This is a genomic window from Streptomyces sp. AC512_CC834 (assembly GCF_019049325.1).
Taxonomy (GTDB): Bacteria; Actinomycetota; Actinomycetes; order Streptomycetales; family Streptomycetaceae; genus Streptomyces.
In genome coordinates this window covers 42,630-56,793 of sequence record NZ_JAGMUO010000113.1, presented here as the reverse complement: position 1 = coordinate 56,793, position 14,164 = coordinate 42,630, and the positions used below count along the sequence as shown (strand labels likewise).

10 protein-coding genes and 1 pseudogene are annotated in these 14,164 nt (G+C 70.6%); all 11 read left to right on the top strand.

Annotated elements, in window-relative coordinates:
• The first annotated feature begins 280 nt into the window (after positions 1 to 280).
• A complete protein-coding gene (gene uvrC / locus KUM40_RS35240; protein WP_217170378.1) occupies positions 281 to 2,800 on the top strand; it encodes an excinuclease ABC subunit UvrC in 2,520 nt (839 codons plus the stop codon).
• A complete protein-coding gene (gene rapZ / locus KUM40_RS35235; protein WP_217170377.1) occupies positions 2,797 to 3,867 on the top strand; it encodes an RNase adapter RapZ in 1,071 nt (356 codons plus the stop codon). The genes uvrC and rapZ overlap by 4 nt, the downstream gene beginning before the upstream one ends.
• A gap of 7 nt (positions 3,868 to 3,874) precedes the next feature.
• Positions 3,875 to 4,966, top strand: a complete 1,092-nt coding sequence (gene yvcK / locus KUM40_RS35230; protein ID WP_217170376.1) for a uridine diphosphate-N-acetylglucosamine-binding protein YvcK — start codon at positions 3,875 to 3,877, stop codon at positions 4,964 to 4,966.
• Complete coding sequence (gene whiA, locus KUM40_RS35225; protein ID WP_217170375.1) at positions 4,957 to 5,949, top strand: DNA-binding protein WhiA; 993 nt, start codon at positions 4,957 to 4,959, stop codon at positions 5,947 to 5,949. The genes yvcK and whiA overlap by 10 nt, the downstream gene beginning before the upstream one ends.
• A 318-nt stretch (positions 5,950 to 6,267) precedes the next feature.
• Positions 6,268 to 9,267, top strand: coding sequence for a M14 family metallopeptidase (locus tag KUM40_RS35220; protein WP_217170374.1), 3,000 nt, complete (start codon positions 6,268 to 6,270; stop codon positions 9,265 to 9,267).
• Positions 9,268 to 9,493: 226 nt separating this feature from the next.
• Positions 9,494 to 10,504, top strand: coding sequence for a type I glyceraldehyde-3-phosphate dehydrogenase (gene gap, locus KUM40_RS35215; RefSeq protein ID WP_217170373.1), 1,011 nt, complete (start codon positions 9,494 to 9,496; stop codon positions 10,502 to 10,504).
• Between the two features lie 133 nt (positions 10,505 to 10,637).
• The gene (gene pgk, locus KUM40_RS35210; RefSeq protein ID WP_217170372.1) at positions 10,638 to 11,849 is read left to right on the top strand and encodes a phosphoglycerate kinase; all 1,212 of its coding nucleotides are present in this window, start codon (positions 10,638 to 10,640) and stop codon (positions 11,847 to 11,849) included.
• A 4-nt stretch (positions 11,850 to 11,853) separates the two neighbouring features.
• Entirely contained in the window at positions 11,854 to 12,630 is a 777-nt protein-coding gene (gene tpiA / locus KUM40_RS35205; RefSeq protein WP_217170371.1) for a triose-phosphate isomerase, read from the top strand.
• Positions 12,631 to 12,765: 135 nt separating this feature from the next.
• Complete coding sequence (gene secG, locus KUM40_RS35200; RefSeq protein ID WP_078535794.1) at positions 12,766 to 13,002, top strand: preprotein translocase subunit SecG; 237 nt, start codon at positions 12,766 to 12,768, stop codon at positions 13,000 to 13,002.
• A 200-nt stretch (positions 13,003 to 13,202) separates the two neighbouring features.
• Positions 13,203 to 13,538, top strand: coding sequence for an RNA polymerase-binding protein RbpA (locus KUM40_RS35195; RefSeq protein ID WP_078491545.1), 336 nt, complete (start codon positions 13,203 to 13,205; stop codon positions 13,536 to 13,538).
• A gap of 103 nt (positions 13,539 to 13,641) precedes the next feature.
• Positions 13,642 to 14,164 (top strand): annotated as a pseudogene (locus KUM40_RS41825) (glucose-6-phosphate isomerase); the annotation flags it as partial.

The window sequence follows — 14,164 nt, the reverse complement described above, 5'->3', positions numbered from 1 at the left end:
CGGTCGCGGCGCAGAGGTCTTCACATCCGTACGCCGCGCTTCAGGGCCCCGAGTCCCCCCGCATTGAAGCGTGTTGACCTAGTCCCGACAACACCTGGCGCCCGACCGTCACGCGCTCCTGGCCGAGAACGCACGGGCCCGTCGTCCCGGGGGCCACGCGGCGTGACCGAACGGCCCCGCTGCGTCCTCTCCGGGCTTCCCGGTGGGCCGTCCACAGGGGGTGCGGCCCGTCGTCCACAGCCCCGTCGAAGTGTCGGTCCTCGCCAGTAGGGTGTGAGTCATGGCCGACCCCTCCAGCTACCGCCCCAGGCCGGGAGAGATCCCGGACTCCCCGGGGGTGTACAGGTTCCGTGACGAGCACCGCCGGGTGATCTATGTCGGAAAGGCGAAGAGCCTGCGCCAGCGCCTGGCGAACTACTTCCAGGACCTGGCGAACCTCCACCCCCGCACCCGCACCATGGTCACCACCGCGGCGTCCGTGGAGTGGACGGTGGTGTCCACGGAGGTCGAGGCGCTGCAGCTCGAGTACTCCTGGATCAAGGAGTACGACCCCCGGTTCAACGTCAAGTACCGCGACGACAAGAGCTACCCGTACCTCGCGGTGACGATGAACGAGGAGTTCCCGCGCGTACAGGTGATGCGCGGCCACAAGAAGAAGGGCGTGCGCTACTTCGGGCCGTACGGGCACGCCTGGGCGATCCGCGACACGGTCGACCTCCTGCTGCGCGTCTTCCCGGTGCGCACCTGCTCCGCCGGCGTCTTCAAGAACGCCGTCCGCACCGGCCGACCCTGTCTGCTCGGCTACATCGGCAAGTGCTCCGCCCCCTGCGTGGAGCGGGTTTCCGCCGAGGAGCACCGGGAGCTGGCCGAGGAGTTCTGCGACTTCATGGCCGGCCGCACGGGCGCCTACCTGCGCCGCCTGGAGGGGCGGATGGCCGAGGCGGCCGAGGAGATGGAGTACGAGCGGGCCGCTCGCCTGCGCGACGACATCGGAGCCCTCAAGAAGGCGATGGAGAAGAGCGCGGTCGTGCTCGCCGACGCCACCGACGCCGACCTGATCGCGGTCGCCGAGGACGAGCTGGAGGCCGCGGTCCAGATCTTCCACGTACGCGGCGGACGCGTGCGCGGCCAGCGCGGCTGGGTCACCGACAAGGTGGAGGAGGTCACCACCGGCGCCCTCGTCGAGCACGCCCTCCAGCAGTTGTACGGCGAGGAGACCGGGGACGCCGTCCCCAAGGAGGTCCTGGTCCCCGCCCTGCCCGACCCGGTGGAGCCCGTCCAGCAGTGGCTGACCGACCGCCGTGGGTCGGGCGTGTCGCTGCGCATCCCGCAGCGCGGCGACAAGAAGGCGCTGATGGAGACCGTCCAGCGCAACGCGCAGCAGGCCCTCGTGCTGCACAAGACCAAGCGCGCCTCCGACCTGACGACGCGCTCGCGCGCCCTGGAGGAGATCGCCGAAGCCCTCGATCTGGACAGCGCCCCGCTCCGGATCGAGTGCTACGACATCTCGCACCTCCAGGGCGACGACGTCGTGGCCTCCATGGTCGTCTTCGAGGACGGGCTGGCCCGGAAGAGCGAATACCGCCGATTCCAGATCAAGGGCTTCGCGGGACAGGACGACGTCCGTTCCATGCACGAGGTCATCACCCGCCGCTTCCGCCGCTATCTCGCCGAGAAGGAGAGGACCGGCGAGTGGGTGGACGGCGACGAACCGGACAACGGCGATCAACACACGAACGCGGCACCCGCCGCACCCACCGCGGATGCCGCACTCGCGGCGGGTGCCGCACCCGCCGGGGACGCGGCACCTGCCGGGGATGCCGCACCCGCCACGGACGGCCAAGCAGCCGAGGACACCGCAGCCGCCATGAACGGCACACGCACCACGAACGGCGAACCGGCGCCCGACGGCCGACCCGTCACGGACGGCCCAACCCCGCCCCATGGGCAATCCGCGCCCCAGGGGCAGGGCGCGCTCTACGGCGAAGGTGCGCCGCACGGCCAATCCGCGCCGCACAGGCAGGGCGCGTCCCACGGGCAAGCCGCGCCCCACGGGCAGGGCGCACCGCACGGCGAAGGTGCGCCGCACGGGGAGGGTGGGCCCGGTGGTCCGGGTGTCGTTGGCCGTGTGGGCGGGACGTCCGGGCAAGCCGCTTCGGACGACGGTGCCGACCTCATGGACGGCCCGGCGCTCAAGGACGACGACGGCCGTCCCAAGCGCTTCGCCTACCCGCCCCAGCTCGTCGTCGTCGACGGCGGGCAGCCGCAGGTCGCGGCCGCCCAGCGGGCGCTGGACGAGCTGGGCATCGACGACATCGCCGTCTGTGGTCTCGCCAAGCGTCTGGAGGAGGTCTGGCTGCCCCGTGAGGACGACCCGGTCGTCCTGCCCCGCACCAGCGAGGGCCTGTACCTGCTGCAACGGGTCCGCGACGAGGCCCACCGGTTCGCGATCACATACCAGCGCGCCAAGCGCGCCAAGCGCTTCCGCTCCAGTCCGCTGGACGACGTGCCCGGCCTGGGGGAGACCCGCAAGCAGGCGCTGATCAAGCACTTCGGTTCGGTGAAGAAGCTGCGGTCGGCGACGATCGACCAGATCTGCGAGGTGCCCGGCATAGGCCGCAAGACGGCCGAGACCGTGGCCGTCGCCCTCGCCGGGGCCACCCCGGCCGCTCCCGCCGTGAACACGGCGACCGGAGAGATCATGGATGACGAGGACGGGGCACCCGAGACGAGGGCGGATGCCCCGGGGGAGCCCGTGTCCGCGGGCACCCCGGACGAACGACGGGGGCAGGAGAGATGACCGAGCACGAGGCACAGGCCACAGCGGGGCGAGAACAGACCGGGCCTACGACGGGGCGAGAACAGGCAGGGCCGACCACGGGGCCAGAACGGGCCCACGGCACGACCGGCGAGGACACGGGCCCGCAGACGGCCGGCTCCGAGCCGCGCCAGGACGACGGAGCACAGGTGAGTACGGGCAAGGAAGCGGCCGGGGCGCACGAGGCGGCCATCCCCGAGCTGGTGATCATCTCCGGCATGTCCGGAGCCGGCCGCTCGACGGCCGCCAAGTGTCTGGAGGACCTGGGCTGGTTCGTCGTCGACAACCTCCCGCCCGCGCTGATCCCCACCATGGTGGAGCTCGGCGCCCGTTCCCAGGGCAACGTCGCCCGCATCGCGGTCGTCGTCGACGTCCGCGGCCGGCGCTTCTTCGACAACCTGCGCGAGTCCCTCGCGGACCTCGACGCCCGCGGCGTCACCCGGCGGATCGTCTTCCTGGAGTCCTCCGACGACGCGCTGGTACGCCGCTTCGAGTCGGTGCGCCGCCCGCATCCCCTCCAGGGCGACGGCCGCATCGTCGACGGCATCGCCGCCGAGCGGGAACTCCTGCGCGAGCTGCGCGGCGACGCCGACCTGGTGATCGACACCTCCAGTCTCAACGTGCACGAGCTGCGCGCCAAGATGGACGCCCAGTTCGCGGGCGACGAGGAGCCCGAGCTGCGGGCCACGGTGATGTCCTTCGGCTTCAAGTACGGCCTCCCGGTCGACGCCGACCTCGTCGTCGACATGCGGTTCCTGCCCAACCCGCACTGGGTGCCGGAGCTGCGCCCCTTCACGGGCCTCAACGAGGAGGTGTCGAGCTACGTCCTCAACCAGCCCGGGGCCAAGGAGTTCCTCGACCGCTACGCCGAGCTGCTCCAACTGATCGCCGCGGGCTACCGTCGGGAGGGCAAGCGCTATGTGACCGTCGCCGTCGGCTGCACCGGCGGCAAGCACCGGTCCGTGGCCATGTCGGAGAAGCTCGCCGCCCGGCTCGCCGCCGAGGGCGTGGAGACGGTGGTCGTCCACCGGGACATGGGACGGGAATGACAGGGGAATGACAGGACGTACTCCGCGGCTGAGCAGGCTGCGCCGGGTGGTGCCCGAGGGACGCGGCGGCAGACCCGCCGACGCCCGCACCGCCCGGCCCGAACAGGCGCGCGGTGGCAAGCCGCGCCGCCGGGGCGCCCAGCCCAAGGTGGTCGCCCTCGGCGGCGGCATGGGCCTGTCCGCCTCGCTCGCCGCACTGCGCCGGATCACCGGCGACCTCACCGCCGTCGTCACCGTCGCCGACGACGGCGGCTCCAGCGGGCGTCTGCGCGACGAGCTGGGCGTCCTGCCGCCCGGCGACCTGCGCAAGGCGCTGGCCGCGCTGTGCGGCGACGACGACTGGGGCCAGACCTGGGCCCGCGTCATCCAGCACCGCTTCCAGTCCCAGGGCGACCTGCACGAACACGCGGTCGGCAATCTGCTGATCGTCGCCCTGTGGGAGCAGCTCGGCGACCATGTCCAGGCGCTGGACCTGGTGGGCAAGCTGCTCGGCGCGCACGGGCGCGTGCTGCCCATGTCCGCCGTCCCGCTGGAGCTCCAGGCCCTGGTCAAGGGCCACGACCCCGACCGGCCCGACGAGGTGGAGACCGTACGGGGACAGGCGACCGTGGCACTCACGCCCGGCGAGGTGCAGTCCGTGCACCTGGTGCCGGGCGGTCCGCCCGCCGTCGTCGACGCGGTCGACGCCGTCCTGGACGCCGACTGGGTGGTGCTGGGCCCCGGCTCGTGGTTCTCCTCCGTCATTCCGCACCTGCTCGTGCCGGATCTGCTGGACGCGCTGGTCGAGACGAAGGCCCGCCGGGTGCTCTCGCTGAACCTCGCCCCGCAGCCCGGAGAAACCGAGGGCTTCTCTCCGCAGCGTCATTTGGAGGTTTTGGGACGACACGCCCCTAAACTCGCCCTGGACGTGGTGCTGGCCGACGAGGCCGCCGTGCCCGACCGTGACTCGCTCACCGACGCCGCGAAACGGTTCGGCGCCGCGGTCGAGCTGGCTCCGGTCGCCCGGACCGACGGGACCCCGAGGCACGACCCGGAGCTGCTGGCCGCCGCGTACGACCGTATTTTTCGGATGCATGGAAGGATCGGCCCATGGCGATGACGGCAGCGGTGAAGGATGAGATCTCCCGGCTCCCCGTCACCCGGACCTGCTGCAGAAAGGCGGAGGTCTCCGCCATTCTGCGGTTCGCCGGCGGCCTTCACCTGGTGAGCGGGCGCATCGTGATCGAGGCGGAGCTGGACACCGCGCGGGCGGCCCGCCGGCTCAAGCAGGACATCCTGGAGATCTTCGGGCACAGCTCGGAGCTGATCGTGATGGCGCCGGGCGGGCTGCGCCGCGGTTCGCGTTACGTCGTTCGGGTGGTTGCGGGCGGTGACCAGCTCGCCCGGCAGACCGGCCTGGTGGACGGCCGCGGCCGCCCGATCCGGGGTCTGCCGCCGCAGGTGGTCTCGGGGGCCACCTGCGACGCCGAGGCCGCCTGGCGCGGGGCCTTCCTCGCGCACGGTTCGCTCACCGAGCCCGGCCGCTCCTCCTCCCTGGAGGTGACCTGCCCCGGCCCCGAGGCCGCGCTCGCCCTGGTCGGCGCCGCCCGTCGGCTCTCGATCCCCGCCAAGGCCCGCGAGGTGCGCGGCGTGGACCGGGTCGTGGTCCGCGACGGCGACGCGATCGGCGCCCTGCTCACCCGGCTCGGCGCCCACGACGCGGTGCTGGCCTGGGAGGAGCGCAGGCTGCGGCGCGAGGTCCGGGCCACCGCCAACCGCCTCGCCAACTTCGACGACGCCAACCTGCGCCGCTCGGCCCGCGCGGCCGTCGCCGCCGGCGCCCGGGTCCAGCGCGCCCTGGAGATCCTCGCCGACGACGTGCCCGAGCACCTCGCCGCCGCGGGCCGGCTCCGCATGGAGCACAAGCAGGCCTCCCTGGAGGAGCTGGGCGCCCTCGCCGACCCGCCGCTGACCAAGGACGCCGTCGCCGGCCGCATCCGCCGCCTGCTGGCCATGGCGGACAAGCGCGCCTCCGACCTCGGTATCGCCGGCACGGACGCCAACCTCGGCGAGGAGGAAATGGCCGACAACCTCGTCGGCTGAGCGAGTCCGGGCCGCGGACGGCCGACGGGCCGCGCCGTGGACAGGCCCTGGAAAGGCCCTGGACAGGCAGTCAGCAGGCCATCAGCAGGCCGTCAACAAGGCAGTCAGCAGGCCATCAGAAGGCCGTCGACAAGGCGGTCAACCAGGCTTCAACAAGGCGTCAACAAGCCGGTGCCGTCGCCCACTTGGGTGACCGGCACCGGCTTTCGCGTGTCCTTGCCGCACTCTTGACTCGATCATGAGCTGTCATGAGCCTGGCATCTGTTCGCTGCTGTGGCGAACCCAGGCCTGTCGGACAGGCCCCATCCAGGGGGTTTCATGAGACGAAGAGCGAGATCGATCCTCGCCGTCGGCGCGCTCCTGATCGGCGGAGCGAGCTTCGCACCCATCGCCCAGGCACAACCCGCGGATCCGGGGACCCCGGACGCGAACGAAGTGAAGGTCTTCCGCGCCGACGTCACCCGCGAGCAGGTACCCCTGCTGCTGGCCGCCGGGCAGGACGGCCACGAACTCGGCGAGCAGGTACCCGACCGGGGTACGGCCCCCGTCGAGCTCTACCTCACCGAGAAGCAGGCCGGCACGCTGGAGAAACAGGGCGTCGACCTCACCGAGCACACCCTGTCCACCCAGGCCGAGGAGCGCGTCGAGGACGCCGCCGACGGCGTCTTCCGCCCGTACAGCGGCAGCGGCGGCCTGCGCGAGGAGATCCTGCGGACCGCCCGGGACAACCCCCGGCTCACCAAGGTCGTCTCCATCGGGAAGACCGTGAACGGCCAGGACATCCTGGCGCTCAAGCTCACCAAACACGCGAAGAAGTCGAAGGACGGCTCCAAGCCGGCCGTCCTCTACATGTCCAACCAGCACGCGCGCGAGTGGATCACCCCCGAGATGACCCGGCGGCTGATGCACCACTACCTGGACAACTACAAGAAGGACCGGCGGATCAGGAAGATCGTCGACTCCACCGAGCTGTGGTTCGTCCTGTCGGCCAACCCCGACGGCTACGACTACACCTTCGAGAACACCGACAACCGCCTCTGGCGCAAGAACCTGCGCGACGTCAACGGCGACGGCACCATCAGCACCGGAGACGGCGTCGACCTCAACCGCAACTTCGCCTACAAGTGGGGCTACGACGACGAGGGCTCGTCCCCCAACCCCACCAGCGAGACCTACCGCGGCGCGAGCCCCGGCTCCGAGCCCGAGACCAAGGCCCTGGACGCCTTCCAGAAGCGGATCGGCTTCACGTACGGCATCAACTACCACTCCGCCGCCGAACTCCTCCTCTACGGAGTCGGCTGGCAGGTGGCCACCAACACCCCGGACGACGTCCTCTACAAGGCACTCGCCGGCACCCCCGACAACTCCGCGATCCCCGGCTACCACCCGCAGGTCTCCTCGGAGCTGTACACCACCAACGGCGAGGCCGACGGACACGCGGCCAACGTCAACGGCATGGCGATGTTCACCCCGGAGATGTCGACCTGCAAGACGGCCTCCGACGTGGACCCCGACGACCAGTGGAACGCGCGCGACTGCCAGTCGGGCTTCAACTTCCCCGACGACGAGAAGCTGATCCAGCAGGAGTTCGCGAAGAACATCCCGTTCGCGCTGTCCGTCGCCGAGTCCGCCGCCCACCCCGACCGGCCGTCCTCCTCGGTCGGCCTGGACGCCGCCGACTTCACCCCGGCCCCCTTCACCACCTCCTACGCGCGCGGCGCCGACCAGGAGGTCTCCGTCGTCGTACGCAAGTCCGTGCGCGACAAGGAGCTGAAGTACCGCGTCAACGGCGGGCGCACGCACGACGTGAGGCTGCGGCCCTGGCGGGGCGGCGAGACGTACGGCGGTGAGGACAACCTCTACTTCGACGAGTACCGGGCCAAGGTGAGGCGCGGCGGCCCCGGTGACCGCGTCGAGGTCTGGTTCACCGGCGAGACGGAGCGGGGAAGCCGCGACAAGCACGGCAACCCCGACAAGCACGGCAGGCACGGCAAGCGCACCGAGAGCGAGCACTTCACATACACGATCGCCGAGCGGCCCCGCGCCGACGTCCTCGTCGTCGCCGAGGAGGGCGCGAAGGCCACGCGGACCCGTACGTACGTGGACGCCCTCAAGGCCAACGGCCGGCGCGCGGCCGTCTGGGACGTCGCCACGCAGGGCGCTCCCGACTCGCTCGGCGTCCTCGGGCACTTCGACACCGTCGTCCACTACACGGGCGCCGCGGTGCCCGGCAACGCCACCCAGCTCCAGTTGCGCGCCTTCCTCAACGAGGGCGGCAAGCTGATCGAGGCCGGCGAGCAGGCCGGCGGCGACGTCGACCTCGGCGGCGGCACCCTGTCCGACGACTTCAGCCAGTACTACCTGGGCGCCTACACCCGCACCTCGACCTCCGGCGCCACCGGGTTCACCGGCTCCGGCACGCTCGACGGAGCCGACGGCACGCTCGGCGACGCCCCCGGCAACCCGCTGGACGCCGCCGGAACCTACAGCGTGACCTCCGACGAGCTGGACCCCGACACCTACCCGCAGTTCGCGAGCGAGGGCGCCGGGAAGTTCGCCGGGACGGTCAACCCGTACGGGCCCTACGCGGGCGAGTGGATGGCCGCCGCAGTGCACACCGACGACGCCTACAAGCGCCTCACCCGCACCGTCGACCTCACCGGCGTCACCGCCTCCGACCGCCCCACGCTCCGCACCCAACTGCTGTGGGACACCGAAACCGGCTACGACAACGCCCTGGTCGAGGCGCACACCACCGGCGCCGACGACTGGACCACGCTCCCCGAGGCGGGCGGCGCCACCGGCACGGCCGTGCCCGCGGAGTGCGCGGCCGGGTTCTACCTGGCCGGGCACCCCTGGCTGGAGCACTACCTGACCCTCTCCGACGACGGCTGCACCGCGACCGGCACGACCGGACAGTGGAACAGCCTCACCGGCTCCTCGGGCGGCTGGAAACAGGTCGAGTTCGACCTGAGCGCCTACGCCGGGAAGTCCGTCGACGTCTCGATCGCCTACGTCACCGACCCCGGCAGCGGCGGCCGCGGCGTCCTCGCCGACGAGGCCTCCCTGGTCGTCGGAGGCACGGCTACGCAGACCGAGGGCTTCGAGAGTTCGCTGGGTGCCTGGCAGGTCTCCGGACCCCCGGCGGGCAGCCCCGCCGTCCTGAAGGACTGGACCCGCACCGGAACCCTGTTCCAGACGTACGGCGCGGTCACCACGGACGACACCGTGCTGCTGGGCTTCGGTCTGGAACACCTCACCGAACCGGACGCCCGCGCGGCACTGCTCCGCCGGGCGCTGCGTGCCCTGGACGAGTGAATCCCGGCCCGCGGGGGACTGACCCGGTGTAGCCAAATCGGGTGATCGGTCCCCGGGACCAGGGCGGTCCGTACCCCTACTGGCGGGTACGGACCGCCCTGCCGGGTACGGGCCGTCTCGATGTCACCCCCGAGGCCCCGGAGAGGTAGGGTCGGACGTGGTCGGGGACATCCCAAATACAGCTCGCCGGCACATCGGGCCGGCGTACCAACGAGGAGATCGGTTCGTGACGATCCGCGTAGGCATCAACGGCTTTGGCCGCATCGGTCGTAACTACTTCCGCGCGCTGCTGGAGCAGGGTGCAGACATCGAGATCGTGGCTGTCAACGACCTGGGTGACACCGCGACCACCGCCCACCTGCTGAAGTACGACACCATCCTCGGCCGCCTCAAGCAAGAGGTCACGCACACCGAGGACACCATCACCGTCGACGGCAGGACCATCAAGGTCCTGTCCGAGCGCAACCCGGCCGACATCCCCTGGGGTGAGCTGGGCGTCGACATCGTGATCGAGTCGACCGGCATCTTCACCAAGAAGGCGGACGCCGAGAAGCACATCGCCGGTGGCGCCAAGAAGGTCCTCATCTCGGCTCCGGCCAAGGACGAGGACATCACCATCGTGATGGGCGTCAACCAGGAGAAGTACGACGCGGCGAACCACCACGTCATCTCCAACGCCTCCTGCACCACCAACTGTGTGGCGCCGATGGCCAAGGTCCTCGACGAGAACTTCGGCATCGTCAAGGGCCTGATGACGACGGTGCACGCGTACACCAACGACCAGCGCATCCTGGACTTCCCGCACAAGGACCTGCGCCGCGCCCGTGCCGCCGCGGAGAACATCATCCCGACCACCACGGGTGCCGCCAAGGCCACCGCGCTGGTCCTCCCGCAGCTCAAGGGCAAGCTCGACGGCATCGCGATGCGCGTCCCGGTCCCCACCGGCTCGGCCACCGACCTGGTCGTGGAGCTCCAGCGCGAGGTCACCAAGGACGAGGTCAACGCCGCGTTCAAGAAGGCCGCCGACGACGGCGACCTCAAGGGCTTCCTGTTCTACACCGAGGACGCGATCGTCTCCTCGGACATCGTCGGCGACCCGGCTTCCTGCACCTTCGACTCCTCCCTGACCATGGTCCAGGACGGCAAGTCGGTGAAGATCCTCGGCTGGTACGACAACGAGTGGGGCTACTCGAACCGCCTCGTCGACCTCACGGTCTTCGTCGGCAACCAGCTCTGAGCGACTTCAGCAGGCACCGCGATGCGGTAGCAGGGCTCGGGCAGCGCAAGGTCGCGCCGTCCGGGCCCTGCGTCGCGTCCGCAGCGACCAGCCCTCGTAGGATCACGAGCGATCCGAGAACCCAGGAGCCCTCTTGAAGACGATCGACGAACTGCTCTCCGAAGGCGTCGCGGGCAAGCGCGTCTTCGTCCGCGCCGACCTGAACGTGCCGCTGGACGGCACCACCATCACCGACGACGGCCGCATCCGCGCCGTGGTGCCCACCGTCAAGGCCCTGGCCGACGCGGGCGCCCGCGTGATCGTCGCCTCGCACCTGGGCCGCCCCAAGGGCGCCCCGGACCCGGCCTTCTCCCTCTCCCCGGCCGCTGCCCGCCTCGGTGAACTCCTCGGCGCCGACGTCGCCTTCGCGACCGACACGGTCGGCACCTCCGCCGAGTCCACGGTGTCCGGCCTCGCCGACGGCGGCGTCGCCGTCATCGAGAACCTGCGCTTCAACGCAGGCGAGACCAGCAAGGACGACGCCGAGCGCGCCGCCTTCGCCGACAAGCTGGCCGGCCTCGCGGACGTCTACGTCGGTGACGGCTTCGGCGCGGTGCACCGGAAGCACGCCTCGGTCTTCGACCTGCCGAAGAGGCTCCCGCACTACGCCGGCTACCTCATCGCCACCGAGGTCGGCGTCCTCAAGAAGCTCACCGACGACGTCAAGCGCCCCTACGTCGTCGCCCTCGGCGGCGCCAAGGTCTCCGACAAGCTCGCCGTCATCGACCAGCTCCTCGGCAAGGCCGACCGGATCCTCATCGGCGGCGGCATGGCGTACACCTTCCTCAAGGCCAAGGGGTACGAGGTCGGCATCTCCCTCCTCCAGGAGGACCAGATCCCGGCCGTCAAGGAGTACATGGAGCGCGCCGAGAAGAACGGCGTCGAGCTGGTCCTGCCCGTCGACGTCGTGGCCGGGCCCGGGTTCCCGGACCTCAAGACCAAGGCCCCGGCCGACGCCACCACCGTCGCCGCGGACGCCGTCCCGGCGGACCGGATGGGCCTGGACATCGGTCCCGAGTCCGGCAATCTGTACGCGTCCAAGCTCGCCGACGCCGCCACCGTCTTCTGGAACGGGCCCATGGGCGTCTTCGAGCACCCCGACTACGCCGAGGGCACCAAAGCGGTCGCCCAGGCACTCGTCGACGGCCCGGGCTTCACCGTGGTCGGCGGCGGCGACTCCGCCGCGGCCGTGCGCACGCTCGGCTTCGACGAGAACGCATTCGGCCACATCTCGACCGGCGGCGGCGCCTCCCTCGAATACCTCGAGGGCAAGACGCTCCCCGGCCTCGCCGCACTGGAGGACTGACCCGATGACCACCCGCACGCCGCTGATGGCGGGCAACTGGAAGATGAACCTCAACCACCTCGAGGCCATCGCCCACGTCCAGAAGCTCGCCTTCGCCCTCGCGGACAAGGACTACGACGCCGTCGAGGTCTCCGTCCTCGTACCCTTCACCGACCTGCGCTCGGTGCAGACCCTGGTCGAGCACGACAAGCTCAAGATCAAGTACGGCCCCCAGGACATCTCCGCCCACGACGGCGGCGCCTACACCGGCGAGATCTCCGGCCCGATGCTGGCCAAGCTGCGCTGCACCTACGTCGCGATCGGCCACTCCGAGCGCCGCCAGTACCACAGCGAGAGCGACACGCTCGTCAACGCCAAGGTCAAGGCCGCCTACAAGCACGGTCTGACCCCGATCCTGTGCGTCGGCGAGGAGCTGGACGTCCGTGAGGCGGGCAACCACGTCGACCACACCCTCGCCCAGGTCGAGGGCGGCCTGAAGGACCTCCCGGCCGAGCAGGCCGAGACGGTCGTGATCGCCTACGAGCCCGTGTGGGCCATCGGCACCGGCAAGGTCTGCGGCGCCGACGACGCCCAGGAGGTCTGCGCGGCCGTCCGCGGCAAGCTCGCCGAGCTGTACTCGCAGGAGCTGGCCGACAAGGTCCGCATCCAGTACGGCGGCTCCGTCAAGTCCGGCAACGTCGCCGAGATCATGTCGAAGCCCGACATCGACGGCGCCTTGGTCGGCGGCGCCTCGCTGGACTCGGACGAGTTCGTCAAGATCGTCCGCTTCCGCGACCAGTAGCCGGCGGCAGGTCGGTCGGCAGATCGACCAGTGAGTATGCGCCAGCCGCGATACGTCGTACCCTTGCGGGGGCATGGTGGCCTGCTGTCACCGTGCCCCCGTCGTTCATCCGAATCCGAGGAAGTTGGTCCAGCCGTGGTTTTGGGGTTCTCGATCGCCCTGATCGTCTTCAGCCTGCTGCTGATGCTGCTGGTGCTGATGCACAAGGGGAAGGGCGGCGGCCTCTCCGACATGTTCGGTGGCGGCATGCAGTCGTCCGTCGGTGGCTCCTCGGTCGCCGAGCGCAACCTCGACCGGATCACCGTGGTGGTCGGTCTGTGCTGGTTCGCGTGCATCATGGTGCTCGGCCTGCTGATGAAGGCGAACAACTGACCCGTCCCGCACTTGTGCACGTAAAGCCCCATGTCCGGTACGCGCTCCACGGCGCCGCCTATCATGGGGCTTGCGTCTGCGTGCTGGGGCTTGTAACTCCAATCACTGGACGCGCGTTGGGCCTTACGTAGACTGAGGCGCTCGCAGCGAAGCGAAACGCCGACTCGCTTCGCGGCACCATCACGCAGGGAGTTACGACCGTGGCAAGTGGCAACGCGATCCGGGGAAGCCGGGTCGGGGCGGGGCCGATGGGCGAGGCCGAGCGTGGCGAGTCCGCGCCGCGTCTGCGCATCTCCTTCTGGTGCTCCAACGGACACGAGACACAGCCGAGCTTCGCGAGCGACGCCCAGGTCCCGGAGACCTGGGACTGCCCGCGCTGCGGCTTCCCCGCCGGACAGGACCGGGACAACCCACCGGACCCGCCGCGCACCGAGCCCTACAAGACCCACCTCGCGTACGTGCGCGAGCGCCGCAGCGACGAGGACGGCGAGGCGATCCTCGCCGAGGCGCTCGCCAAGTTGCGCGGCGAGATCTAGCCTCCGTCCGCGCCGATCGCCTTCATTTCCTGATCAACTAGGTTGGAACAGCCGGGACAGCAGGGACGGCTGGGACACCCGAGGAAGAAGGCTGACGTCCGACATGAACGCAGACGGCCGTACCAGGCTCAACCAGACGCCCGAATGGGCCGCGCTGGCCAAGCACCGCGAGCAGCTCGGCGAGGTGCGGCTGCGCGAGCTGTTCGCCGCCGACCCGGAGCGCGCCACCGGCCGCACGCTCCGCGTGGGAGACCTGTACGTCGACTACTCGAAGAACCTCGTCACCGACGAGACGCTGGCCCTGCTCCAGGAACTGGCCGCCGCCACCGACGTGTTCGGGCTGCGCGACGCCATGTTCCGCGGCGAGCGGATCAACATCACCGAGGACCGCGCCGTCCTGCACACCGCCCTGCGCGCCCCGCGGGACGCGGTGATCGAGGTCGACGGCGAGAACGTCGTCCCCAAGGTCCACGCCGTGCTCGACAAGATGGCCGACTTCGCCGACCGGGTCCGCGGTGGTGAGTGGACCGGCCACACCGGCAGGCGCATCCGCAACGTCGTCAACATCGGCATCGGCGGCTCCGACCTGGGCCCTGCGATGGCGTACGAGGCGCTGCGCGCCTTCG

What these genes read in the sequence shown, in the direction of transcription:
- rapZ (WP_217170377.1), top strand. Translation starts at nt 2,797, where the DNA reads ATGACCGAGCACGAGGCACAGGCCACAGCGGGGCGAGAACAGACCGGG.
- KUM40_RS35220 (WP_217170374.1), top strand. Translation starts at nt 6,268, where the DNA reads ATGAGACGAAGAGCGAGATCGATCCTCGCCGTCGGCGCGCTCCTGATC.
- uvrC (WP_217170378.1), top strand. Translation starts at nt 281, where the DNA reads ATGGCCGACCCCTCCAGCTACCGCCCCAGGCCGGGAGAGATCCCGGAC.
- yvcK (WP_217170376.1), top strand. Translation starts at nt 3,875, where the DNA reads ATGACAGGACGTACTCCGCGGCTGAGCAGGCTGCGCCGGGTGGTGCCC.
- tpiA (WP_217170371.1), top strand. Translation starts at nt 11,854, where the DNA reads ATGACCACCCGCACGCCGCTGATGGCGGGCAACTGGAAGATGAACCTC.
- whiA (WP_217170375.1), top strand. Translation starts at nt 4,957, where the DNA reads ATGGCGATGACGGCAGCGGTGAAGGATGAGATCTCCCGGCTCCCCGTC.